The sequence below is a fragment of the Tessaracoccus flavescens genome, assembly GCF_001998865.1.
Classification (GTDB): Bacteria; Actinomycetota; Actinomycetes; order Propionibacteriales; family Propionibacteriaceae; genus Arachnia; species Arachnia flavescens.
The window spans coordinates 781,340-804,115 of the sequence record NZ_CP019607.1 but is presented as its reverse complement, the minus strand read 5'-3'; the positions used below and the strand labels follow the sequence as shown (position 1 = coordinate 804,115).

19 protein-coding genes, 5 tRNA genes and 4 pseudogenes are annotated in these 22,776 nt (G+C 68.5%); 7 read left to right on the top strand and 21 right to left on the bottom strand.

What is annotated here, in order from left to right:
• Position 1 precedes the first annotated feature (1 nt).
• The 5 genes and pseudogenes from BW733_RS03920 to BW733_RS03905 form a co-directional block, all read right to left on the bottom strand.
• A complete protein-coding gene (locus tag BW733_RS03920) occupies positions 2 to 1,738 on the bottom strand; it encodes a catalase (RefSeq protein ID WP_269466373.1) in 1,737 nt (578 codons plus the stop codon).
• 124 nt (positions 1,739 to 1,862) lie between these two features.
• Positions 1,863 to 2,063, bottom strand: a pseudogene (locus BW733_RS19825) (catalase); the annotation flags it as partial.
• Between the two features lie 264 nt (positions 2,064 to 2,327).
• Entirely contained in the window at positions 2,328 to 2,807 is a 480-nt protein-coding gene (locus BW733_RS03915) for a DUF421 domain-containing protein (protein ID WP_077348067.1), read from the bottom strand.
• On the bottom strand, positions 2,807 to 3,253 hold the full coding sequence (locus tag BW733_RS03910) for a hypothetical protein (protein WP_077348065.1): 447 nt from the start codon (positions 3,251 to 3,253) through the stop codon (positions 2,807 to 2,809). Before BW733_RS03910 ends, BW733_RS03915 begins: the two co-directional genes overlap by 1 nt.
• 76 nt (positions 3,254 to 3,329) lie before the next feature.
• Positions 3,330 to 3,983: an SDR family oxidoreductase gene (locus tag BW733_RS03905; protein ID WP_237268289.1), complete on the bottom strand. Its 654-nt coding sequence runs from the start codon at positions 3,981 to 3,983 to the stop codon at positions 3,330 to 3,332.
• Positions 3,984 to 4,463: 480 nt separating this feature from the next.
• Here BW733_RS03905 and BW733_RS03900 point away from each other — a divergent pair, with 480 nt between their 5' ends.
• On the top strand, positions 4,464 to 5,333 hold the full coding sequence (locus tag BW733_RS03900; protein ID WP_077348063.1) for a DUF4862 family protein: 870 nt from the start codon (positions 4,464 to 4,466) through the stop codon (positions 5,331 to 5,333).
• Between the two features lie 73 nt (positions 5,334 to 5,406).
• Here BW733_RS03900 and BW733_RS17735 read toward each other — a convergent pair.
• The 8 genes and pseudogenes from BW733_RS17735 to BW733_RS03870 all read right to left on the bottom strand — a co-directional run bounded on the left by BW733_RS17735 (position 5,407) and on the right by BW733_RS03870 (position 10,849).
• Positions 5,407 to 5,474, bottom strand: a tRNA-Phe gene (locus BW733_RS17735).
• A 1,147-nt stretch (positions 5,475 to 6,621) separates the two neighbouring features.
• Positions 6,622 to 7,101, bottom strand: a complete 480-nt coding sequence (locus tag BW733_RS19240; RefSeq protein ID WP_237268288.1) for a site-specific integrase — start codon at positions 7,099 to 7,101, stop codon at positions 6,622 to 6,624.
• Between the two features lie 256 nt (positions 7,102 to 7,357).
• Positions 7,358 to 7,414 (bottom strand): annotated as a pseudogene (locus BW733_RS20020) (hypothetical protein); the annotation flags it as partial.
• Between the two features lie 388 nt (positions 7,415 to 7,802).
• Positions 7,803 to 7,876, bottom strand: a tRNA-Phe gene (locus tag BW733_RS03890).
• 27 nt (positions 7,877 to 7,903) lie between these two features.
• Positions 7,904 to 7,977 (bottom strand) — tRNA-Asp (locus BW733_RS03885).
• Between the two features lie 264 nt (positions 7,978 to 8,241).
• Positions 8,242 to 8,314 (bottom strand) — tRNA-Glu (locus tag BW733_RS03880).
• Positions 8,315 to 8,412: 98 nt separating this feature from the next.
• The gene (locus BW733_RS03875; protein ID WP_161490120.1) at positions 8,413 to 9,798 is read right to left on the bottom strand and encodes an SH3 domain-containing protein; all 1,386 of its coding nucleotides are present in this window, start codon (positions 9,796 to 9,798) and stop codon (positions 8,413 to 8,415) included.
• 388 nt (positions 9,799 to 10,186) lie between these two features.
• The gene (locus BW733_RS03870) at positions 10,187 to 10,849 is read right to left on the bottom strand and encodes a hypothetical protein (protein WP_077348057.1); all 663 of its coding nucleotides are present in this window, start codon (positions 10,847 to 10,849) and stop codon (positions 10,187 to 10,189) included.
• 133 nt (positions 10,850 to 10,982) lie between these two features.
• On the opposite strand from BW733_RS03870, the gene BW733_RS19235 reads away from it, so the two are divergent.
• A complete protein-coding gene (locus tag BW733_RS19235; RefSeq protein WP_237268287.1) occupies positions 10,983 to 11,219 on the top strand; it encodes an excalibur calcium-binding domain-containing protein in 237 nt (78 codons plus the stop codon).
• A gap of 9 nt (positions 11,220 to 11,228) precedes the next feature.
• Here BW733_RS19235 and BW733_RS03860 read toward each other — a convergent pair whose 3' ends face one another.
• On the bottom strand, positions 11,229 to 11,747 hold the full coding sequence (locus tag BW733_RS03860; RefSeq protein WP_077348054.1) for a lipocalin family protein: 519 nt from the start codon (positions 11,745 to 11,747) through the stop codon (positions 11,229 to 11,231).
• A gap of 141 nt (positions 11,748 to 11,888) precedes the next feature.
• On the opposite strand from BW733_RS03860, the gene BW733_RS03855 reads away from it, so the two are divergent.
• A tRNA-Lys gene (locus BW733_RS03855) sits at positions 11,889 to 11,961 on the top strand.
• A gap of 71 nt (positions 11,962 to 12,032) precedes the next feature.
• Here the strand turns inward: BW733_RS03855 and BW733_RS19680 are convergent.
• Together BW733_RS19680 and BW733_RS19675 are read right to left on the bottom strand one after the other, a co-directional pair.
• Positions 12,033 to 12,419 (bottom strand): annotated as a pseudogene (locus tag BW733_RS19680) (potassium-transporting ATPase subunit KdpA); the annotation flags it as partial.
• 88 nt (positions 12,420 to 12,507) lie between these two features.
• Positions 12,508 to 13,014, bottom strand: a pseudogene (locus tag BW733_RS19675) (potassium-transporting ATPase subunit KdpA); the annotation flags it as partial.
• 492 nt (positions 13,015 to 13,506) lie between these two features.
• On the opposite strand from BW733_RS19675, the gene BW733_RS03845 reads away from it, so the two are divergent.
• Complete coding sequence (locus BW733_RS03845) at positions 13,507 to 14,100, top strand: DUF1269 domain-containing protein (protein ID WP_077348052.1); 594 nt, start codon at positions 13,507 to 13,509, stop codon at positions 14,098 to 14,100.
• A 9-nt stretch (positions 14,101 to 14,109) separates the two neighbouring features.
• On the opposite strand, the gene BW733_RS03840 is transcribed toward BW733_RS03845, so the two are convergent.
• Positions 14,110 to 14,808 carry an aspartate/glutamate racemase family protein gene (locus tag BW733_RS03840; protein WP_077348050.1) on the bottom strand — a complete coding sequence of 233 codons (699 nt, stop codon included), beginning with the start codon at positions 14,806 to 14,808 and terminating at the stop codon, positions 14,110 to 14,112.
• Between the two features lie 23 nt (positions 14,809 to 14,831).
• Positions 14,832 to 15,335 carry a TetR/AcrR family transcriptional regulator gene (locus BW733_RS03835; protein WP_077348048.1) on the bottom strand — a complete coding sequence of 168 codons (504 nt, stop codon included), beginning with the start codon at positions 15,333 to 15,335 and terminating at the stop codon, positions 14,832 to 14,834.
• A 40-nt stretch (positions 15,336 to 15,375) separates the two neighbouring features.
• On the opposite strand from BW733_RS03835, the gene BW733_RS03830 reads away from it, so the two are divergent.
• Entirely contained in the window at positions 15,376 to 15,975 is a 600-nt protein-coding gene (locus BW733_RS03830) for a hypothetical protein (protein ID WP_077348046.1), read from the top strand.
• A 10-nt stretch (positions 15,976 to 15,985) separates the two neighbouring features.
• Here the strand turns inward: BW733_RS03830 and BW733_RS03825 are convergent, their stop codons facing one another.
• Entirely contained in the window at positions 15,986 to 17,467 is a 1,482-nt protein-coding gene (locus tag BW733_RS03825) for a patatin-like phospholipase family protein (RefSeq protein ID WP_077348044.1), read from the bottom strand.
• A 110-nt stretch (positions 17,468 to 17,577) separates the two neighbouring features.
• Here BW733_RS03825 and BW733_RS03820 point away from each other — a divergent pair, with 110 nt between their 5' ends.
• Positions 17,578 to 18,180: a pentapeptide repeat-containing protein gene (locus tag BW733_RS03820; protein WP_077348042.1), complete on the top strand. Its 603-nt coding sequence runs from the start codon at positions 17,578 to 17,580 to the stop codon at positions 18,178 to 18,180.
• A gap of 43 nt (positions 18,181 to 18,223) precedes the next feature.
• On the opposite strand, the gene BW733_RS03815 is transcribed toward BW733_RS03820, so the two are convergent.
• A complete protein-coding gene (locus tag BW733_RS03815; RefSeq protein WP_077348040.1) occupies positions 18,224 to 18,421 on the bottom strand; it encodes a ribbon-helix-helix domain-containing protein in 198 nt (65 codons plus the stop codon).
• A 95-nt stretch (positions 18,422 to 18,516) separates the two neighbouring features.
• The gene (locus BW733_RS03810; protein ID WP_237268371.1) at positions 18,517 to 21,564 is read right to left on the bottom strand and encodes a glycine--tRNA ligase; all 3,048 of its coding nucleotides are present in this window, start codon (positions 21,562 to 21,564) and stop codon (positions 18,517 to 18,519) included.
• Positions 21,565 to 21,663: 99 nt separating this feature from the next.
• Between BW733_RS03810 and BW733_RS03805 the strand changes: the two genes are divergently transcribed.
• Entirely contained in the window at positions 21,664 to 22,608 is a 945-nt protein-coding gene (locus BW733_RS03805; protein WP_077348036.1) for an NAD(P)-dependent oxidoreductase, read from the top strand.
• Positions 22,609 to 22,776: the final 168 nt, after the last annotated feature.

Below are 22,776 nucleotides of genomic sequence, written 5' to 3'. Positions count from 1 at the left end.
TCTAGCTCCGGTCGCCTCCGCCCTCCGGTGGGAAGCGGTCCCACACGCGGTGCTGCTCCAACAGCGCGGCGAGCTTCGTGACCGCCGCGTCCGCGGCGGCGCTGACCAGGCCAGGACCCTTGTTCGGCAGCCCCGCATAGGAGAGCGCAGAGGTGGCCTCCGGAGTGGTCGCGATGGGCTTGCAGTGCCGGTACATCTCGCCCAGCAGCCTGGCCGCTCGAGGGTCGAGCTGCGGCGCGGCATCGTCCTCTGCCCGGCCCTCCACGGCCGAGTCTGCAGCAGGCGGGGGAGCATCGAGCACGAGGACGGCGTCGAACTCGATCGATGCCGCCGTGAGGAAGGTCCTGTCGACGCCCGTTCCTCCGGACGGTGCAACCACCAGCGGCACGAGTCCGGCGGCCTCGGCTGCCTGTTTCGCCTCGGGCACCCCGTCCTGCGTCGCGCCGGTCACGAGGGCCAGCTTGCGGCCGGCGACCGGCCACGTGCCGCGATGCTGCGAGAGGGCAGGGCTCGGCTCGGGGTCGCCTGGTGCGCTCCGCGGTGCGGGTGCGGGAAGCCCGAGGTTGGAGGCCACCCGTGCGCACAGGCGCTCATCGATGTCCGCCAGGCACTGCACCTGGCGTTCCCGGATCGCCTGCTCGTAGCACTTGGACAGCTCGAAGGTGTACGCCTGCACGAGATGCTCGAACTCCACCTCACTGAGCGAGCGCACGAAGAGGGTGACCTGGCTGAAGTGGTCGTCGAAGCTGCTCGAGAGCTCGCGCACCTTCTCGCCCTCGACCCGGCCCGGCACGTCGATGAAGGCGGCGCTGTCGTCGTCGGCCTCGGCCGGGTTTCCTCCGTCGAGCGAGTTCGGCCGGTATGGGGCGACGCCGCTGTGGACGGCGTCCTGATGGAAGCCGTCGCGGAACATGTCGTTGACGGGGCAGTGAGCACGGTTGATCGGCAACTGGGCGAAGTTCGGTCCACCGAGGCGCGTGATCTGGGTGTCGATGTAGGAGAAGAGCCTCACCTGGAGCAGCGGGTCGTTGGTCACATCGATACCGGGCACCAGATTGCCCGGGTTGAACATGACCTGCTCGACCTCGGCGAAGAAGTTCACCGGCCGGTGGGTGAGCGTCATGGTGCCGATGATCTCCACGGGACTGAGCTCCTCCGGGACCAGCTTGGTCGGGTCGAGCAGGTCGATGCCCTCGAAGGTCTCGTCCTCGGTGTCCGGGAAGACCTGCACGCCGAGGTCCCACATCGGGTAGGCCCCGGCGTCGATCGCGTCGTAGAGATCGCGTCGCTGGAAGTCCGGGTCCTTTCCTGCCGTGAGCTGGGTCTCCTCCCACACCTGGGAGTGCACCCCCTGCCGGGGCTTCCAGTGGAACTTCACCAGCGAGGTCTCCCCGCCCTCGTTGATCATCCGGAACGTGTGCACGCCGAAGCCCTCCATGGTCCGGAAGGAGAGCGGGATCGCCCTGTCCGACATGCTCCATGCGACGTGCGCCTGCGCCTCGGTGTGCAGCGAGACGAAGTCCCAGAACGTGTCGTGCGCGCTCTGGGCCTGGGGGATCTCGCGGTCTGGCTCCGGCTTGACGGCGTGGATGATGTCGGGGAACTTGATCCCCTCCTGGATGAAGAAGACGGGGATGTTGTTGCCCACCAGGTCGTAGTTGCCTTCGTCGGTGTAGAACTTGGTGGCGAAGCCGCGGGTGTCGCGGACCGTGTCTGCCGAGCCCCGGAAGCCGGCCACCGTGGAGAAGCGGACGAAGACAGGGGTCTCGACGCCCTTGCGGAGGAAGGAGGCTCGGGAGGGTGGACGCCCGTCCGTTCGCCACGAAGATTCCGTGGGCGCCGGCCCCTCGGGCGTGGACGACCCGCTCGGGGATCCGTTCGTGGTCGAAGTGGGTGATCTTCTCGCGGAGGTGGTGGTCCTGCAGCAGGACGGGGCCTCGCGGCCCGGCCTTCAGCGAGTGGTCCGTCGAGCGAAGCCGGGCCCCCTGCGAGGTGGTCAGGTACTCGCCCTGCTGCGCGTTGGTGGACTGCGGCGCCTCCGTCGGCGCTCCGGTCGGCCCCATCGTGGCGGGCCCGCTCTGGGAGGCCTTCGGCCCGGGTGGGGGCACGGGCTTCGTCGGCTCCTCAACAGAGGGTTTCTCAACCCCCGGGCCGGCGGGCGGGGTGAGGTCCGTGCGGGCCCCCGCTGGATCGCCTGCTGCGGGCTTGCTGTTCGTCGGCTTCTTCGTGGCCATGATCGATTCCTTTCCGTTGCCGGTCCGCGTACCGGCGGAGCCGGTTGTCTTCCCCCAGGTCGTGGTCGCCGGCTGTCCGGCGCTCGTGGTCTGCTACCCGGCCTCCGGCCCTGCGTCCGATCCGCCTCCCGATCTGCTCTTGTCGAAGAACGAGATCTTCCCGTTGGTCTCGAGGATGGCGAGCAGGACGGAGTCGAGGCTCTCGTAGCCGGACTGTCGGGCGGCGCTCAGCAGTTCGGCGGTGGTGATGCGCTGACGCTTCATCGCCAGGTGACTGATCTTCCCTTCCCGGAGCAGGATCACGGGTGACCCCTCCAGGGCGCGGCCGACTCTCGGCCACTTCGCCATGGCGAAGTTCATGACCACGGCGAGGACGACGAAGGTCGCGACTGCGAGGAGCCCGCCGGTGAGGCTCCTGTCCTCTCCCGTGATGCCCTGCTGGACGAGGTCGCCCATGGTGACGAAGACCAGCAGATCGAAGGAACTGAGCTCACCCAGGGTGCCGCGCCCGGCGGTGCGGGCGAGGAGCCAGAGCAGGATGAAGGCGATCAGGGCCCGGATGACGATGTCCATCAGGGCAGCCGCCAGGTCCGCAACGTGAACTCCTGCTCACCAGGCTCGACGGTGAGGGCGCCTGTCGCCGTCGGGGTCCAGGCGTCCGCGGCGCGACCCTCGGCGCTGATCCGCACCGTCCTGGCCCCTTCCGGGACTTCGAAGACGAGCTCGACAGCCTCAGGGGCGACCGCCCGCTCAGCGACGGGCTGCGGGGTGAAGGACAGGTCCTCGAAGAGTGCGAGATAGGAACGCTCGATCCTGAGCGTCACCTGACGGGGCAGGCCGGTCTCGTTCGTCAGGTCGAGCGCCAGCTGGATGTCCGAGCCTGCGCGGGTGGTGAGCGGGGTTTCGATGACGGCCAGGACGCCGTCGCCGTCGGCCTCAGCGCGGTGCGTCAGATCGAAGAGCCCGCTCACACCGGCGAGGACGAAGAGCAGGAAGGCGGTGAGGACGGCATCGCGCATCCAGCGCCGTCACCTTCCGTGGTTGTCGCTGACGACGTCGCTCAGGGTCGACGCAGAGGCTTCGGGGTTGCTCATGTCAGGGTGAGGTCTTCCCGCCGTTGACGTGGATGGTCGAGCCCGTGATGTAGGACGCGGCGTCCTCGGCCAGGAACACGTAGGCCCCTGCGAGTTCGGCCGGCTGTCCGGCCCTGCCGAGCCAGGTGTCGTGGCCGAACTTCGGAAGGGCCTCCATGGGCTGACCGTCGGAGGGCTGCAGCGGCGTCCAGATGGGCCCTGGGGCGACGGCATTGACCCGGATGCCCCTGGGGCCGAGCTGTTCAGCGAGCCCCTTGGTGAAGGTGTTGATGGCCGCCTTCGTCGCCGCGTAGTCGAGCAGATGACCCGACGGGTCGTACGCCTGGATGGAGGTGGTGTTGATGATCGACGCCCCAGGTTCCATCACCGCTGCGGCATCCCTCGAGAGGGTGAACATGGCGAACACGTTGACGCCGAAGGTCTGCTCCACCTGGTCGTCGGTCAGCTCTGCGATGTCGTCCACCGAGACCTGCTTGCCCGCGTTGTTGACCAGGATGTCGAGGCCTCCCATCTCCTTCACGGCATCTGCCACGAGGGAACCGCGGTACTCCTTGTCGAGCAGGTCGCCGGGGAGGTGGTGCACCATCGCTTCGTCGTCGCTGGCCGCCTGTGCGATGCGCTCGGCATCCTCCCGCTCGGAGGGGAGGTACGACATGCACACGTGCGCTCCTCCCGGGCGAACGCGATCGCCACAGCCGCCCCGATGCCCGAGTCGGCTCCGGTAATCAGTGCCCGCCTGCCCTTGAGCCGCCCAGAACCCTGGTAGGTCTGCTCTCCGTGGTCGGCGGTGGGATCGAGCTCGCTGTCGAGTCCAGGCTCCGGCTGGCGTTGCTGAGGCGGGGAGATCTTCGGGTATCTGGCGCGTGGATCGGGGGCGAGCGAGGGGTGCTGTTCATCGTGTGCCATGGTCGTCCTTCCGGCGGAGGGCGGCGCCGGGCGGCCGGTCTGCCCTGACTGCACCTGCCCCCGAATTCACCCTGCCACCGTTGCCAGGAGAGGGGGCCGGAAAGGGCAAACCGGCGGCGGCGCCACGTCGAGCCGGGCCGAAAGGAGGGGCGACTCGGGTGCCGCTGTGCGGGAGGGCAGAATTGCTCGTGGCGCCGGGCGTCGGTGCGATCGGGAATGGAGGCCTTTCATGGGGCAGATTGTCGGCGGGTACGCGTTGTTCGGGGGACTGGACGACGCCGGGCCGCTCGTCGAGGCGCTTGCCGCCTCGCCGCTGGTCGAGGGCCTCGAGGTGCCCTTCCGTGGCGGGATCATCGAGGTGCCTGAGGGCGCTCCCGCGGGCTGGCGCTATGTGATCACGATGATCCCTGAGACGATGCGCCGCGTCGGTGAGGATCCTCGGTTCGGCCTCGCCTCACCCGATGCGGACGGAAGAGCCGCGGCGCTCGACCTGCTGCGCGAGGTGCATGCGGCGGTCTCGGCGTCAGAGCTGGAGGTCGTCGCCGTCGAGGTGCACAGCGCGCCGACCCGTACCGCCGACGCCGAAGCGTTCGCCGCCTCCCTCGCCGACATCGTCTCCTGGGGCTGGGGGAGCACCGAGATCGTCGTCGAGCACTGCGATGCGTTCTCGGACGAGCACCCGGTCGAGAAGGGGTTCCTCACCCTCACCGAGGAGCTCGATGCCGCGGAGGACGCGGGCGTCGGCGTCTCGATCAACTGGGCCCGCAGCGTCATCGAGACCAGGGATGCCGCTACCGGCCTCGCCCACGTGAGCGAGGCGGCTGCACGGAGGCTCCTGCGCGGGGTGATCTTCTCCTCCGTTTCGCCGGAGGACAACGAGGTGGGCGGCGCCTGGATCGACTCCCATCTCGCCCCGGCCGGGCTCGGCATCAGCCCGCGGGGGACGCTGCTCACCGCCGAGACCATGGGGCAGTGCCTGTCCGTGGCGGGGGAGGCGTGGCGCGGCTTCAAGATCGTGCTGCCCGCAGACTTCGACGCCGAGGCGAGGGCCGCGGGTGCCCTGGAGATGGCCTCCCTCGTGGAGAGCGCGTCCCGCTAGTCAGGCCGCCTCGGGCCTCCACAGGGGCCCGAGGGGCAAAGCAAAAACCCCTGGCGAACCTGGGGTTTGTCTTTGGCGGGCCGGGGTCGAACCGGCGACCTTTCACTTTTCAGGCGAACGCTGCTAAGAGCAATCTGAGCGTGAAACATGCCGGTAAAGCTTCTGATTGTAGCCATGGTTGTAGCCATCGCCTTGGGACGAGGGTCACCTAGCCGAAGCGAGTGGGGCCCTACCTGATTGGCGCGGGACGTGCGGACTCTCGTGACCGGGGCTATGCGGAGGGTCCGTGGCAGTGAGTCTCGTAGAGGTCGCGCAGGCGCCTGGGGCGTCTGCGTGTTGGCCGGACGAAGGAGCGTTCGCAGCATGGGCAGACCACTAGCCGGTGTCCGGACGCTCGGTGCACGCGCACTCTAAGGAGTGCTGGGGCTGGGGCGGTTGGCGTGGCGGGGTGAGAGCGTCTCAGTTGTGGGGCGAGGGCATCGACCCAGGATGAGAGCGTATCGGGGTTCATCTGCGCCAGCTGTGCGACTTCTGTCCATGTGGCGCCCTAGGCTCGGGCGCTCGTGACGATGCTGTGACGTCGTTCCCGCTCTCTAGCATCGATTCGGGCTCCTTGAGGTCGAATGTGGTCAGGCATGTTGGAGCGCATCCATGCGCGCAGGGTGACGGCTGAGATGTCGATCTGTGCGGCGATCTGGGTGATCTAGAGGCCGAGGTCGGTGCCGTGGGAGATAGCTTCTCTTCGCGCCGTGGCCTGCTCCTCGGGGAGGCGCCTGTGGGCCATTGTGACTAGCTCCTTCGCCCGGTCGGCTTTGGTCTGGACGGGCTGCTGGACGCAGGTGGGCCCCCGGGCTGGGAGGACCCGGGGGCCGGTGAAGGAGCTTCGTCACCAAGGTTATCAGCGCTCTGGTAGGCGGGCGCGGAGTGGGGTAGCGTTCCAGGTTTGCCTGGCAAATGCGAGGGGCACTTGTGTCGGGTGTGGCCTGGCCGGGCAGTTGGCGAATGGCAGGCCTGCCCAGCCGTCTGCGACGGGGCTTTGCCACGTCTGTAGTAGCTTCGCTAATCTTGACTATCCGGCCGGGGCTTGGGGGCTCGGCCGGCTAGTCGCAGGCTTGGGTGCAATGGTGGACCCGCGTCAGGCGGCGAACGCTAAGAGGTTGTGTTTTGGGGAGGCCCCCGCCCTTGGGGGGCGGCGGGGACCTCCAGTGCGAGACATTACGCCATTTCGCTGAATGGAGCGGTGATCTGGTGTCGTTCACTCGATGTCAAGTACTTAAGTACTTAAGTACTATCTTCGCCCGTTGAGGGGGTTGCGCATGGGGATTGCGCGGTAGGGGAGCGAGGGTTTCAGGTGTGAGGGCAGGACGCCCTCCGGGCCATCGGGCTGCCGCTGTTGACAGTCATGCGGCGCTGCGTGGTGCGTCCAGACGAGGTCCCACTCGTTGACTGGCGCGATGTCCCGGCACCTCTCAAGGGCCGTGCGCCCACGGCACCATCGGATGGTGCGCTCGCCGGCCGCCGTCCCCGGTTCAGCCGGGTGGTAGGAGCCGATGATGGGTGTCACCTCATAGTCGTCAGGGATGCGGAACGTCCCGGCCTTGCGATCGAGGTAGAAGAGCGTGACGACCTGGTGCGAGACCGTGATGGTGTCGGCGTCCCAGTCGATCGACGACCACCTGAGCCCGAGGCACTCGGCCTGGCGCATGCCCTGTGGTAGTGCGGCCGCCCAGCGGGCGGCATCCGGGCGCGTCGAGACGACCTCCACCAAGCGCAGGGCGTCTTCTAGCGGGATGTCGGTGCGGGACTTCGTGGCGGCAAGGCAGGGGCGCTTGACGTCGAGCAGTTCGCGCCGAACGGGGCAGGCCGTCAGAGATCGCCTCGCGGATCTTGAGCTGCAGGGTTGCGGTGACCTTGGCTGCGGTGGCCCTGGCGAGCCCGGCGGCGAGGCAGGCCCTGCCCAGGGGGCGGAGATCCGGTGGCGTCAACTGGTCGAGCTTCTTGTGTCCGAGAGTCGGCACGATCCATCGGCGGACGTAGGAGGCGGTGGCTGGGTAGGGGCTGGGGCGTAGAGTCTCGCCCACGCGCTCGATGTAGGTCTCGGACCACGTCTTGATCGTCGGTGTCGCGGCGACCTACCGTCCGGCGTCGAGCCGCTTCCGCGGCGCGGAGCTTGTCCCCAGTCCTGATCCTCATCGCGGGCAGAGACGGCCACACGGCGGCGAGTGCCACGCTCCCACCATCCGGCCTCGAGGACTCTGACCCACGGCCCTTGGACTCGCGGTAGTAAAAGGTCCCCCACCGTGATGAAGCCGGTGTGACCGGTTGGGCTGGACCATGAGGCCTCCTGCTTCCAGAGTACGGCTGGTCTAGCAATTCATGCGATATCGGGGCGGCGTCGTAGGGATGCCCAGACGGCGCGGATTGGGGGTGAAATGAAGAAAACCCCTAGTCAACTAGGGGTTTTGTCTGTGGCCAGGGCCGGGGTCGAACCGGCGACCTTTCACTTTTCAGGCGAACGCTGCTACCAGCTGAGCTACCTGGCCATGGCCAAGGCGTGATGCCTGACCTAGCGACCCCGACGGGACTCGAACCCGCGACCTCCGCCGTGACAGGGCGGCGCGCTAACCAACTGCGCTACGGGGCCAATTTCTTGGCCTTGCTGGCGTTGCCAACTCGAGAACTATAGCCTGACTTCAGCCGCGCTGTCACATCGGGCAAAGTGCCTTGTCAGGAGCGGGCGTTGAACGAGCTTCCAGGCGATGGACGGCGTCGGGCGCGGCTTTTCGGCGGCCGGTCGGGCGCGTCTGGGTGGGGAGCATCGCAGTTCCGCTGGGAGCCTGCACGACCGCACCTGGAGCAGCAGAAACCCGGAGGGCGCCGATCTCGGCGCCCTCCGCGTGTGCTGTTGCATCCCCAACGGGATTCGAACCCGTGCTGCCGCCGTGAAAGGGCGGAGTCCTAGGCCGCTAGACGATGGGGACCAGGCTCGACAAGCATAGGGGAATCGCGCCCCACCGCCAAAAGACGTGGAACGCGAAAAAACGCGGGGCCCGGTGGGCCCCGCGTCCTGGCTGTTCGGTCAGCCGTGCGTGTTGATGTGCACGTGATCCTTGTGGTTGGCCGTGTCGCCGCCACGGTTGGCCATGGAGCGCCAGCCTTCCTTGGTGCGGGCGGTGGACCAGATCTTCTGATCGAAGATGATGTAGTTGATGTTGTACTGGCTGGCGTGCGCCTGGTAGTACTTCGCGATCTCCCAGCCGAGTGCCGAGTTGGTCTTGTAGCTGGGGATCATCACGTCGACCGCGCGGCCGGCAGGGTGATCGGGCGTGACGTCGCGGCGCCAACCGTACATGGTCTTGATCTGGGGGTAGCGGTTCCACACGTCCCGCACGATCGACTGGACGTTCGCGTTGGTCTGGTCAAGTCCGCTGGAGTAGCCGCGGTTCAGCGAGGTGCCGCCGCCGGTCGAGGCGCCCGAACCGGACGAGGCAGGCTTCGAGGTCGAGACGTACTTGGCAGTCACCCACTTCTTCGCGCCGTTGATCACGATCTCGGCGCGGCCGTTCTTGACCGTGCCCGTGACCTGGAGTTCGCCTCCGCGGGGGATCTCTCCGCTGTAGGACTGGCCGGTGGCTGCGGCCCAGATGTTCAGCACGGTCGTCGCGTAGCGGGTGCTGGTCTTGGGGGTGTCAGGCGTCGAAGGCGTGGTCGAGTCGCTGACGGCGGTCAGGTACTTGGCGTTGACCCAGCGGACCGCGCCCTTGTAGATGACCTGAGCCATCCCGTTCTCCTTGACCCCGGTCAGATCGAAGATCGTGCCCTTCGGGGCGTCGCCGAGATTGGTGAACTTCGACGACGAGGAAGTGCGGATCATCAGTGCCGTCGTTCCGCGGGCCTTGCTCGTGACCTTCGGCAGTGAGCTCGAGGTGGAGCCCTTCGCCGAGCTCAGGTAGCTCGTCGAGGCCCAGAGGGCCTTGCCCTTGTAGCTGATCTGCGTGTAGCCGCCGCTCACCTTCCCCGTGAGCGAGAGCGAGGCGCCCTTCTTGATCACCACGAAGACCTTGTCGCGCAGCGACGGTCCGGTGCGGAGGTTGAGGTTCGCCGTCGTGTAGGTGGTGCCACCCTGGCCAACGGTGGTGCCGTTCGACGTCTCGGACGAGGGAGCGCTGGACTTCGAGCCCTTGAGGTAGGCGCTCGCGATCCAGGCGGTCTTGCCGTTGTAGGTGACCTTCGTCCAGCCGTTGCTCGACCCGGACGAGGGCAGGGTCGTGCCCTTGTTGATCACCGTGAGTGACTTGGCGGAGGTGGCGGGCCCGGTGCGGACATGCACGCGGGTCGTCGCGGTCACGTCCCCGTCGCCTGCGTCGGCCGCCGGGCCGAGCGCAAGGGTGCCGAGTCCCTGAACCAGAACTGCGACTCCGGCCGCTGCTGCAACGCCGCGTAGGCCTCTGAGTGCTTTCTTCACGTCTCTCCTCGTCGGTGCGGTTGGCCGGACGCCCCGCTTCCCCGGGGCATCAGCCCCCGGACACGTCCGGCCACTGCGACGGACATTAAGAGGGTGTACGAGCCAGGAACAACGGAGGTTGAGAGTTTGCTGAGAAGTGACAACGCGACACGCCGAAGACGCTTCGAAAACGACAAGCGTGTGATTTCGCGGCGCTTCTTTTCGCTCTCTCTGCTCTGACAAGGGGTTATGGGGTAGCAGTCGGCTAAACGGGGGTCGGTGTGAAAGTTGAGAGGGGCCTGAATCTCTCAGGGTCAGCCGAGGTGAAGTCGAGCTTGAGGTTCGCCCTCAAGGTTGAGGTTCCAGCTTGAGGTTCCGACCCGCAGGAGGAGATCCGGCGGCGCAACGGTCAGACCCCGGGTGTAGTTTCCCCCGACTCGAACGGGGTGACCCAGGTGCGGCTCGCCGTGCTCGCCCAGTGCCTGGCGCGTCCGAGCGCCTCGACCGGGACGTAGCCCGCCTGCAGATCGGAGGGGTCGAGCTCGACGGCGCCGGTCAGCTCGGCGAGCCGGAGCCGGTCCTTCGCGCCGGCCTGGGCCGCGACGACCGGCGTCCCGAGGGCGCGACGGTTCGCCGCGAGCGTGGTCACCACCACCGGGTCGAAGCTGTCCGCCACGACGATGAGAGGCTCGTCCTCGCTCGCCCGGGCGAGGGGGGAGAACAGTTCGCGCATGGAGTCGACCCGACCGTTGACCACAAGGAGGCTCGCGTTGTCGCGGCTCGCTCCGTCGCTGAGCGTTGCGAAGTCGCGGTGCGCATGCCCGAACGAGAACCCCTCGCCGCGATGAGGCACGCTGCCCTGAGCGCCACGGTGGGGGTCGGGAAGCTCATCGATCTCGTCCTGCGTGATGTAGGCGGGGACGTGCCGGTCGACGTCGTCGTTGTGCCGCAGCGGAGCGGGCTCTCCGGCGCCGGCGAGCTGCCTGCGGGCCCGGCGGTCGGCGAGCAGCGCGGCGGCCAGCAGCACGACGCCGATCGCCACCACGATGAAGAACCACATCCACGGACCCATGGTCTCAAGCGTGCCAGACGCCCGGGGGCTGCAGACCATGGCGGAAATGCCGGTCGTTGTTCGGGCCAGTCACGCACGGCCCACAGTGACGGCGCCAGCTCCCAAGGTCACTGCAACGGTGCCAGGACCAGAAGTGAGCGTGACTGCTGCCCCAACCCTCGGGAAGCTCGAAGCGGTCGCGCGGTCGGCACAATCGAGTGACACCGACATCCGCCCCCTGGCCGACACCTTCAATGAGGAAGCACCAAAGTCGGTCTACTGCCCGAACTGCAAGGCGGTGCGCAGCGCCGGGGCCGATCCGATCAGGATCGGCCAGCCGGGATATGGCAGCCACCTAGACCGTGACGACGACGGCGCCGGCTGTGAATGACGTCCAGTATCAGTCCTTGTGGAGCAGTTCGTCGGTGACGCGGCGCCCGTCCTGGTCGGGGTTGATCCAGTCGGTCAGGTCGAAGCCCTGCCGCTCGGCCTCGGCGCGGTACTCGTCGACGATGCTGGCCGGCACGTCGGGCTGCCTGGCGAGGAGCCACAGGTTCTTGCGGTCGGGAGTGCCGACCAGAGCGACCGTGTACTCAGGGTCCAGCTTCAGCACCCAGTAGTCGCCCTCGGTGAACGGGATCCAGCGGAGGAACTCGGGCAGGAAAGAGACCTTGAGCCGGCCGGGCACGTCACCGACGGGCTTCGCGCGGCCGATCGACTGGGTGGGCTTTCCCGCATTGTCGAAGCAGCGGTTGTCGACGCGGACGTCGCCGTCGTCCTGCAGCGAGTACTCGGCAGTGATGTGGGTCGCGTGGGCGTCCTCCCACTTCAGCGGAAGTCGCCCGATCTCGTACCAGAGGCCGAGGTAGCGCTCGAGATCGAACTCGGAAACGGAACGGACGTGTGTATCGGTTGCCATGGAATGACCTCCCAGTCATCGATCGGGTGTCGTTCCAGTCTTGCAGGCGCCTGACGACGCCCGAGGCGTCCCGGGTAACGGGCATCGCGGACGCGGACCCGGAGTCCGCGACCAGCCGGGCGGGACGCTAAACTACCGACCGCCCCTATAGCTCAGTCGGTAGAGCAGTGGACTTTTAATCCATGGGTCGCGGGTTCGAGCCCCGCTGGGGGCACTGTGTGCGCCGCCCCCGGGGCTGATCTCGCCGAGCATCATGTTGAGCATCGGCAGCATCCCGCCGAGCGAGGTGTGCGAGTCGTGCATCGAGTTGAGGGCGCCGGTCGAGGTGCCGGTCCCGACGGTGGCGAACAGAGCGGACGCGACGATGCCGAAGCGCATCTCCTTGCCCTCGAAGGCGCCGCCTGCCAGGGCTGGAGCGGCGTCGCGTGCGGCGGACTCGAGCCAGACGAGGGCGGAGTAGGAGGCCGTGAACAGGATCGTCATCACGGCGAGGACCGCATGTCCCTGCCGGGTGTCTGCGACCAGCAGGCCGTAGGTGCGGGTCAGGGAGACGGGGATCAGCAGCATCAGGAACAGTTCGAGGTAGTTCGTCACTGCCGACGGGTTCTCGAACGGGTGCGCGGAATTGGTGTTGAAGAATCCGCCACCGTTGGTGCCGAGCAGCTTGATCACCTCCTGTGAGGCGACGGGTCCCCCCGGGGATCGACTGCCGGCCACCGGCAAGGGTGGTGGCCTGCATCGCCGCGTCGAGGTTCTGGACGACGCCTCCGAGCATCAACACCACGGCCCCGACCACGGAGATGGGCAGGAGCACGCGAAGCAGCCCGCGGACCAGGTCCACCCAGAAGTTGCCGACCAGACCAGTGGAGCGGGCGGCGAGGCCACGGATCAGCGCGACCGCGACGCCCATGCCGACGGCGGCGGAGGTGAAGTTCTGGACCGTGAGGCCTGTCATCTGCACCAGGTGGCCCATGGTCAGCTCACCCGAGTAGGACTGCCAGTTCGTGTTGCCTACGAAGGAGGCCGCCGTGTTGAAGGAAAGGTCGGGGGAGACGGCCCCGTGGCCGAGGGCCAGCGGCAGCCAGTGCTGCACCCGCTGCAGCGTGTAGAGGATCAGCAGGTCGACGGCGGAGAAGGCGAGCACGCCTCCGAGGTAGGAGCGCCACTTCTGTGCCTGGTCGGGGTCGACCCTCAGCCAGCGGTAGGCGAGTCGCTCGGTCCGCCAGTGGCGCCCGGAGGAGTAGACCCAGGCGAGATAGCGCCCCATCGGCCGGTCCACGAGGGCGAGGGGGACGATCACGCACAGCAGCGTCAGCGCCGCGATCGCGGCGGTCACGAGAACCGCTCCGGGCGGACGAGGGCAATCAGCAGATAGCAGACACCGGCAAGCGAGGATGACGGCGAGCAGGTCGAAGAGGCTCACAGCCGTTCTGCCCCCTTGCCGAGCAGAGCCACGGCGACGAAGAGGCCGATGACGAGGAGGACGTAGATCACGTCGAGCATTTCGAGCTCCTGGGGTTTTCGAGGCGCCCGGCGGGTACGACACCAAGACCACTCCCGTCCGGTCTGGGGGGGAAGCGTCCTAACGGCTTCCATACGCCCTGCGCTCCAGCGCTCACGCTCCGCCGACGCCATCGGGTGAACGCCGAGCCAACTTTTGGCAGTAGTTGGCTGCCGTTACGTGTGATCGTGGGACCCGCGACCTACGGTGAAATCACGTACACAAGGCACTCGCCCAGGCCGATAAGGAGAACCTGCCATGCCGAACTTCCTCGCCATCGTGACCTTCCCTGACGATGCGGAGGCCTTCAAGGCCCTCTCAGACCTCAAGTCCTCGCCCGTCTCCGCGGTCGTGACCGCCTCCGCGCTGGTCCAGCGCGACGCCGACGGTCGCGTCTCGATCCCGGAGGGCGGCGACGAGTACGCGGGTGACGGCTACCTCGGTGGCTCGCTGATCGGGATCCTCGTCGGTGCACTCGGCGGCCCCCTCGGCATGCTGCTCGGATGGGGCGCGGGAGGCCTGATCGGCGGCCTTTCCGACGCTGATCGCGCCGCCGACCAGGGCTCGGTGCTCGCCAGCGCCGCGTCGAGCATTCCGCCGGGTCACAACGCGCTCGTGCTGCAGACCTCCGAGGCTGAGACCGCCTCGCTCGACCACTTCGTCTCGGACCACGGGGGCACCGTCACCCGGCTCCCGCTGGAACAGGTGCTCGCGGAGCTTGAGGCGCAGCAGGAAGCCGCCGAGGCCGCCCGCGACGCGGCCAAGCAGGCCCTGCGCGAGGAGCGCAAGCAGGAGCGCCACGAGAAGTGGGACGAGCGCATCTCGGCGCTCAAGGCCAAGTTCACCAAGTAGGCATCGGCGTCAGAGGGTGGGCGCGCCCGCCTGCGCGACCATCTCCTCGACGTGGATCCGCGTCGTCGGGAACAGGGGCACCTCGACGTGTTCCTGCCCGACCAGCAGCTCGATCTCAGTACAGCCGAGGATCACGCCATGGGCGCCGCGCTCGACGAGCCGCCCGATGATCGCGAGGTAGGCCTCCCGCGAGTCGTCGCGGACGATGCCGCGGACGAGCTCGTCGTAGATCACCCGGTGCACGACCGCGCGCTCTCCGGCCTCGGGGATGACGACCTCGAGACCGTGGCCGGCGATCCGGTCGCGGTAGAACTCCTGCTCCATGGTGAAAGCCGTGCCGAGCAGGCCGACCCGGTCTAGGCCTTCGCGGCGGACGGCCGCCGCGGTCGCGTCGGCGAGGTGGAGGACCGGCACGCTCACAGCCTCCGCGATTCGGTCGTAGACCTTGTGCATCGTGTTGGTGCAGATGACGAGCAGTTCGGCGCCGGCTGCTTCCAGGGCGGCCGCCCGGCCCGCGAGCAGGCGGCCTGCGCCGTCCCAGTCTCCCTCGACCTGCATCGCCTCGATCTCGGCGAAGTCCACCGAGTCGATCAGCAGGGGTGCCGAATGCAGCCCGCCGAGCCGCTCACGAACCAGTTCGTTGGCGATCCGGTAGTACTGGGCGGTCGACTCCCAGCTCATGCCGCCGAGCATTCCGATCCGTCGCATTGTTCCTCCAAGGCTGTGTCGGTTCACGCGCTGCAGAGCCGGACGAGGCGGGCGCGGACGAACTCCGTCCAGGACGGCGCGCCTTCCGGTGGCTCAAGCTCGCCCGCGACCGTGAGGCTCAGGCTGAGCATCCCATGAGCCATGGCAAGTCGGTCGATGCCGCCCGTGCGGCGGACCAGTTCCTCGACGAGCCTGGCCCGTTGGGCGGGATCGAGGCCGAGGGTGGCGAGGTCCTGAAGGAAGAGCAGGCGGTAGCTTCCCGGGTTCGTCTCCGCCCAGGCGGCGAGGGCGAGCGTCGGCTCGTCTCCTTGGTCGACGGCGCTGAGGAGATCGTCGGCGAGGTTGTCGTAGAGGCTGCCGAGCAGGGCGGGCACGCTGCCGAAGTGGCTGTAGATGCACATCGTCGTGCGCCCCGCCTCGGTGGCGATCTTTCTCGCCGAGAGAGCCTGTGCGCCGTCGCGTTCCAGCAGTGACAACGCCCCGGTCCTCAGCCGGTTCTCGATCTCTTCGCTCTTGCTCTTGGCCATGGGATGAAGTATAACAGTCGTTATGAATAACACTCGTTATATGCCATTGCAGTCGTCCACCGTCGTCCGGAACCTCATGGTCGCCGTCGCGATAGCGTCAGCCCTCGTGCTCACGATCAACGGCCTGCGCCTCGCAGGAGTCCTGCCTGACCTGACGGTCCTCCGCCTGCTCGCGCCGCTCGGCTCGGGCTTCGGCGTGCTCGCCCTGACCGGGGTGCTGTGGAGCGTCCGGGCAGGCAGCGGGAGAGCGGCCGCCTGGATCGCCGCGACCGGGCTCGCCGCGGTGCTCGCGACCTCATTCCTGGTCGTCGTCGAGGTCGTCACCCACTACGTGCTCGCACGGGTCGGCGACGCGCAGAGGGCCGAACTGCTCGCCGGGCCGGTCGGCGGGTTCTTCGCCGTGGCCGGCTTCTTCTTCCTCGCGGGGATGCTGTCATTCGGTGCGGCGCTGCTCGCCGGCCGGGCGGCTCCCCTCCTGCCGGTGAGTCTGCTCGCCATCGGGGCGCTACTGATCGGGCTGCGGGTCTTCCTGCCACCGATCCTAGCCGTCGTCGGCGTGATCGTGCTCGGGATCGGGATCGCCCTGCTCGCGGTCTCGGTCGCCAGGAGGGTCGAGGGACGCGAGTCGGTCGCCCCGTGACCCGTGGCGATCAGGCGGTGAGCCAGGGCGGGTCGAGCGCGACGGGCGTCGCCCGGGGCTCCCAGGTGCGCCACCACTCCTCGGCGCCAGGGGGGAGGGGCACGTCCCGTGCCGAGCGGACAGCGTCGCGCAGTTCCGTCTTCGCGGAGCGGAGTGCGCGAAGGCGTCGCTTGTCTGGCTCCTCGGTCGAGAGGTAGTCCTGTTCGGCCTGGAGCGCGCGGAGCCGGGCCTCGATGATGCGGCGGTGCCTCGCCTCGGCCGCCTGATCGAGGTGGAGATGCTGTTCGGCGGCCCGGAGCCAGCCGTAGGCCTCGTTGATGGCGATCAGGGCCGGGTCCACCGTCATCGCGTCGTGCACGCTGAGCTCGGGGTAGATCACGATGGATCCCGCCGAGTGCGCGTAGGCGAGCTCGTCGCGCCCGGCCTCGTCGATCAGGATCTCCGTCGAGCGCATTACGATGCTGAAGAGATCGGCGTCTGCCATCGACCCGCGGCGGTGCACGCCGGAGGACTGGGAGCTGACCACGTAGTTGCGGACCGCGCCGAGGTGACCGATGGCGAGCGCGGCGGGCAGGTTCTCGCGGACGCCGCCGTCGACATAGGTCTCGTTGCCGATCGGCACCGGCCTGAACACCGCAGGGATGGCGCACGAGGCAAGCACGCCGATGGTGAGATCGTGCAGGCCTCCGGGCAGGGGCTCGTTGTTGCGGTTGACGAAGCTGCCGCGCTCGGTCATGAAGCGCAACTCCCCGGACTCGAGCGCCACCATCGCGATCCGCAGCGTCGCGCCAGAGGCCGCGACGCGGGCCGGGAAGAAGGTCTCCTCGCGCAGCAGTTCCAGCAGCACCGGGCCCGGGCGGTACATCGACTTGCTTGCATCGAGGCCGTGCGCGATCGCGTTGAGGTCGCTGCCGATCCTCGGCAGGCGGCCAAGGTGTGAGGCGATCGATGAGAGGGCGGCGAGGGACCACTCGGAACGCACGGGCTCGTCGGAGTCAGGAGTCAGGGCCAGTTCAAGCGGTGTGGGCTGTGGCGGGAGCTCCGGGGTCGGAGGGCTCGCCGGGCTCTGTCGGAGGAAGGGCAGCAGCGGCGCGCGTTGGGGTCTCGGCGGGGCTGGCCGCGGGTCGGTGCGCAGAGGTTTGACGAGCTCGAGCAACTGCGGGCCCTCCGTCGCGAGCCGCTCGTACCAGGGGCGGGGGGTGAACATGTCGTTCGGCTCGGTCATCGCGTCCCAGATCTCGCGGAGCCTGCGCAGGTACTCCTGCTGGACGTCCCGGTCGGCGCTCTGGGCGAGCGTCGAGGCGAGAATGGACCCGGCCGAGGCCCCGACGAAGATCGTCGGGGTGAACTGTTCATCGTGGCGGTACAGGTAATCCAGTGCCCCGAGCTGGAAACTCGCGCGCGAACCGCCGCCGGACAGGACGCACGAGACGACCTCCGGGCGTGGGTTGAGCGAGAAGAACGGAAGTCCGAACCACCCCTTGCCTGCCATGCCGTCAGCCTAGCGAGGCGGTGGGACGATCCGCCTGCGACCGGGGGACCCCGTCTGCTGCACCCAGGTGGCACGCGGGGCATGTCGGCGGCGATGGGTAGCCTGAGCGCATGACGATCGACGTGCAGGACCTGTTGGAGGACGGCTACATCGAGGGGGTCGACGAGTCACGGGTCTCCTTCAGCGGGCCCGAACGGCACGGTCTGCGGATCCTCGACAGCCGGTTCACCGACGCCGACCTCAGCGGGGCGAAGCTGATCGGCTGCAGGCTGGCCGACGTCGAGCTCCGTTCCGCCCACGCCACCGACCTGTCGCTCGCGAAGTCGTCGCTCCAAGACGTGGAGATCGTCGAGTCCCGGATCGGGGCCGTGCAGGCCTTCGGCGGCACATGGACCCGGGTGCGGATCGTCGGTGGGAAGATCGACTACCTCAACCTGCGCGGCACGACGATCAACCGGCTCGAGATCGACAAGGCCGTCATCGGCGACCTCGATCTGTCGGAGGCCAAGGTCGAGGTGCTGAACTTCATCGACACGACGATCGGCAAGGTCACGCTGACCAGTTCCCGCACCCGGCGGATCGATCTGCGGGGAGCCCGGGTGCAGGGCCTCGAGTCGAACCCGGAGGGGCTGAAGGGCGTCACCCTCGGCTCTGACCAGGTGACGGAGCTGGCCCCCGTGCTCGCCGACATCCTCGGGATCAAGGTCGTCTGAGCGAGGGTTCGCAACCAGGGGCGGTTGGCGGATCAGGCCTCGCTCACATCAGCTCGAGCAGGTCGGCCGGCCTTGCAGGGGCCGAGGCCGTTGTGCCCGCCACGTTGCCCACGATGCCGCGGTGCAGCGCAGCCTCGTGGACCGACTTGAGGAGGGCATCCTCGGGGCTGACGCCCTCGGCCTCGGCGATCTCGCGCAGCATCTTGTCGTCTTGGGGTGAGAGCCGCACTGTGATGTCCATGTGCCACGGTAACCGAATCCGTCGCCGGACGTGCGAGGGCCGCGACACCGCTGACGGTGACGCGGCCCCTCCACGGTGGTGACCCGGCGGCTGGATCAGCTCAGCGCCGTGTCGAGGGCCTTCCAGTCGATGCCTGCCGGGGCGGCGGCAAGGAGCGAGGCGAGCAGCCCCTGGCGGGCGGCGCGCACGGCCGGATCCTCCGCGTTGACCAGGATCTCCTCGAAGAACTCCTCGGCGGCCGCAACCGGCGGATCGGTCAGCTCGACCACGTCGGCCATCGAGCGCGATGCCGTGTCTGCCGGCATCTTCTCGATCGCGTCGGCGAGGGCAAGCTCCGCAGGCTCGGTGAGCTTCGAGCGGTCGTAGGTCGGCTTGACCTTTCCGGGGAGGATGCGCGAGATGCGCACGAGGGCCTCGACGAGGTCGTCGAGCCGCTCGTCCTCGAGCTCCGAGAGCTCGCGGAGCAGCCGCGACGCGCGCCCGGGGGCGTTGGCCGCAGGAAGGATCGCGTTGACCAGGTCGGCGGAGGTGCCCTCGTCGCGCAGCAGCTGCGCGAAGCGGCCGATGGTGAACTCGAGCGCCGCGTCGACGGCGTCGGGGGCCACCTCGACACCCTGCTCGGCCAGGCGGGCGACGGCGTCCTCGAGGCCGGCCCGGATGGTCAGCTTCTCCAGCGGCGTGCCAGCCGACTCGCGCAGGATCCGGACCACGCCGAGGGCGGCGCGGCGCAGCCCGAACGGGTCGGAGGAGCCGGTCGGCTTCGCCCCGAGCGCGAACATGGCAGCGAGCAGGTCGAACCGGTCGGCAAGCGCCAGCAGCGCGCCGGGGGTGGACGCCGGCACGGGATCGGCGGAGGTGTGGGGCTGCTCCATCTCGTAGAGCGCCTCGGCCACCTCTGCGGTCTCGCCCTTGCGGACGGCGTACTCGCGGGCGATGAAACCGGCGAGCGAGCTCATCTCGACCACCATCTGCGTGGCGAGGTCGAACTTGGCGAGCTGCCCGGCGCGGGTCAGCGTCTCGCGCTCGGAGCCTTCGAGCTTGACGCGGGCGGCGAGCCTTCCCGCGACGTCGGCGATGCGTCGGGCACGCAGGCCGACCGACCCGAGGCGGTCCTCGAAGGTCAGCGCGTCGAGTCCGGGGACGAAGCCGTCGACGTTCTCGGCGGCGAGGTCGGCGTTCCAGAAGAACAGCGCGTCCTCGTAGCGGGCCCGGATGACCGACTCGTTGCCAGCGCGCACGGTGTCGTCGTCGCAGAGGCCGTTGGCCATGGTGACGAAGTGCGGCGCCAGCTTTCCGTCGCGGTAGACGGGCAGGTAGCGCTGATGCTTGCGCATGACGGTGGTGAGGATGCGCTCGGGCAGGTCGAGGTAGCGCTCGTCGAAGTGGCCGAGCACGCCGTGGGGCTCCTCGACCAGGTTGGTGATCTCGTCAACCAGGGCCGACTCGCCTTCCAGGTCAACGGTTCCGCCGACGGTCGCAGCGAGCGCGGTGGCCTGCTCGCCGACCGAGGCGCGGCGGGCGTCGCTGGCCAGGATGATCCGGCCCTCGGTGATCGTAGGCAGCAGGTCGTCGGCAGAGGCGATCTCGACGGTGCCGACGCGGGCGCCGTCGGAGCGCCTCCCGTCGATGTCGCCCGCGACCGGACGCTCAAGGACGGTCGTGCGGCCGGCGCTCAGGTCGGAGATGACGGCTGGCACCACGGCGCCGCCCCAGAGGGCGACAAGCCAGCGGATGGCGCGGGAGAACGACAGCTTTGGGTCGCTCCAGCGCATGTTCTTCTCGGCGCGCAGCCCGCTGACGACGTCGGCGACGATCTCGCTCATCACGTCGAGAACGCCTCGGCCCTCGACGGAGACCTTGACGGCCGCGTGCTCGTTGCCGCCGATCTCGGCCTTGACGACCTGGTCGGCCGTGACGCCCTGGCCGCGCATGAAGCCCTCGAGCGGCTTGGTCGGGTTGCCCGCCGCGTCGAATGCCGCCGACCACTTCGGACCCTTGCGCAGCTGCTCGGCGTCCGGCTCGGCCGCGGCGAGGCCCTCGACGATCGCGACGATGCGCCGCGGCGTGCCGTCGACGGTGATCGTCCCGTGCTCGAGGCGGGTCGCGGCCAGCTTCGAGGTCAGCGCCTCACGGACGGCCTCGATGGTCTGGGGGACCACATGCGGGGGCAGTTCCTCGACGCCGATCTCCAGCGCGAAGGTCTGCGGCGCGGTGCCGAGGCTCGCCGGATCGGTCTGCTCCGGGGCGACGGGGCCCGTCGAGGACTGCTCACGGGTCAGGGGGAAGCCGAGTTCCTCGCGGCGCTCGATCCACAGGGCTGCGGTGTCGCGCATCAGGCGACGCATGGTCGCGAACGCCTTCGCGCGCTCCGTCGTCGAGATGGCGCCGCGCGCGTCGAGCACGTTGAACGCGTGGCTCGACTTGAGGATGTAGGAGTGCGCGGGCACTGGGAGGCGGGCCTCCACCATGCGGGTCGCCTCGCCGACGTAGGTCTCGTAGAGCGCGCGGTTGGCCTCGACGTCCGCGTCGTCGAGGTAGTAGCGGCTCATCTCGTATTCCTGCTGGCCGAAGGCCTCGCCGTAGGTGACGGGGCGCCCGTCCGCGGCGGTCGCGTAGACGATGTCCTTGAAGTGGGTCACGCCCTGCTGTGCCATGAGGATGCGCTCGACGCCGTAGGTCAGCTCGACCGGGATCGGGTCGAGGTTCTGGCCGCCGACCTGCTGGAAGTAGGTGAACTGCGTGATCTCCATGCCGTCGAGCCACACCTCCCAGCCGAGGCCCCACGCGCCGATCGCAGGCTGCTGCCAGTTGTCCTCGACGAAGCGCACGTCGTGCTTCGACAGGTCGATACCGAGGGCCTCGAGCGAGCCGAGGTACAGCTCCTGCGGGTCGCCTGGCTCCGGCTTGAGGATCACCTGGAACTGGGTGTGCGTCTGGAGCCGGTTGGGGTTCTCGCCGTAGCGGGAGTCATCCGGGCGCACGGAGGGCTCGACGTAGGCGACGTCCCACGGCTCGGGTCCGAGCACGCGCAGGACGGTGGCCGGGTTCATGGTTCCGGCACCGACCTCCGTGTTGAACGGCTGCCACGTGAGGCAGCCCTTCGAGGTCCAGTAGTCGGAGAGTCGGCGTAGGGCGTCTTGCATCGTCAGCACCCGAGCAGATTACCTACTTCCGCCGCGCAACGCTCAACCGGTGTGTGCCATGCTGGCTGGCAGACGACCCACAACCCGCAAAGGAGCATCGTGAAGGTTCTGGTCCCCAAGGCCTACAAGGGCAGGCTGCCGAAGATCGACGACGCGGAGATCGTCATCATCGACGGCTCGCAACCCGTCGCGGACGAGCATCTCGACGCGGAGGTGCTGGTCGCGTGGGGCCAGCCGAACGAGGTCCTCAAGGACTCGGCGCAGCGCCTGACCAGGCTCCGGCTCGTCCAGGCCTTCCTGGCAGGCCCCGATCCTGTCGTCGCGGCTGGCTTCGACCCAGAGGTCCCCATCGCGAGCGGGGTCGGCCTGCACGACGGGCCCGTGGCGGAGCACGCGCTCGGCATGATCCTCGCGCTGCTGCGCAACTTCCCGCTCGCCGTGCAGAACGCGGTCCGCCACGTCTGGGCGGTCGGCCATGACGGCGCGATGAAGCTCCGCGCCAACGACGGGCGTGTCACGACGCTCGCCGGGGCCAACGTGACGATCTGGGGCTACGGGTCGATCGGCTCGACGCTCGCGCCGCTCGTGCGCGCGCTCGGGGCCGACGTCACGGGCGTCGCGCGCACCGCGGGTGAGCGCGACGGGGTGCGGGTGGTCGACGACTCGGGCCTGGCCGACGTGCTCGCCGAGACCGACGTGCTGGTGATGATCCTGCCGAACCATCCGTCGACGGCCAACGCGATGGACGCGGAGCGGTTCGCGCAGCTGAAGGAGGGCGCCGTCCTCGTCAACGTTGGGCGGGGGAGCACCGTCGAAGAGGAGGCCCTCGTCGAGGCGCTGGAGTCGGGCAGGCTCGCCGGAGCGGCGCTCGACGTGACGGCTACGGAGCCGCTGCCCGCCGAGTCACCGCTGTGGGACCAGCCGACGCTGCTGATCACCCCGCACGTCGCCGGCGGCCGCCCGCAGCACGCCGACGAGCTGCTCGCCCACAACATCGAGGCCGTCCGCACAGGGGGAGTGGTGCGCAACCTGGTCCGCCGCTGAGGCGGTGGTCGCTGTCGCCTTGAGCACTTTTCCGGCTCTTGTTACCGATGTGTGGGTCGGGGGTGAGGGACACGCCGCTTCTGGCTAGGTTCTTGTTTTTCTAAGAACAGGACCTGAAAGCGAGAAGCGGCGTGCTTGGTTCCAGGGTATGTGCCCGGCTGGTTGGTG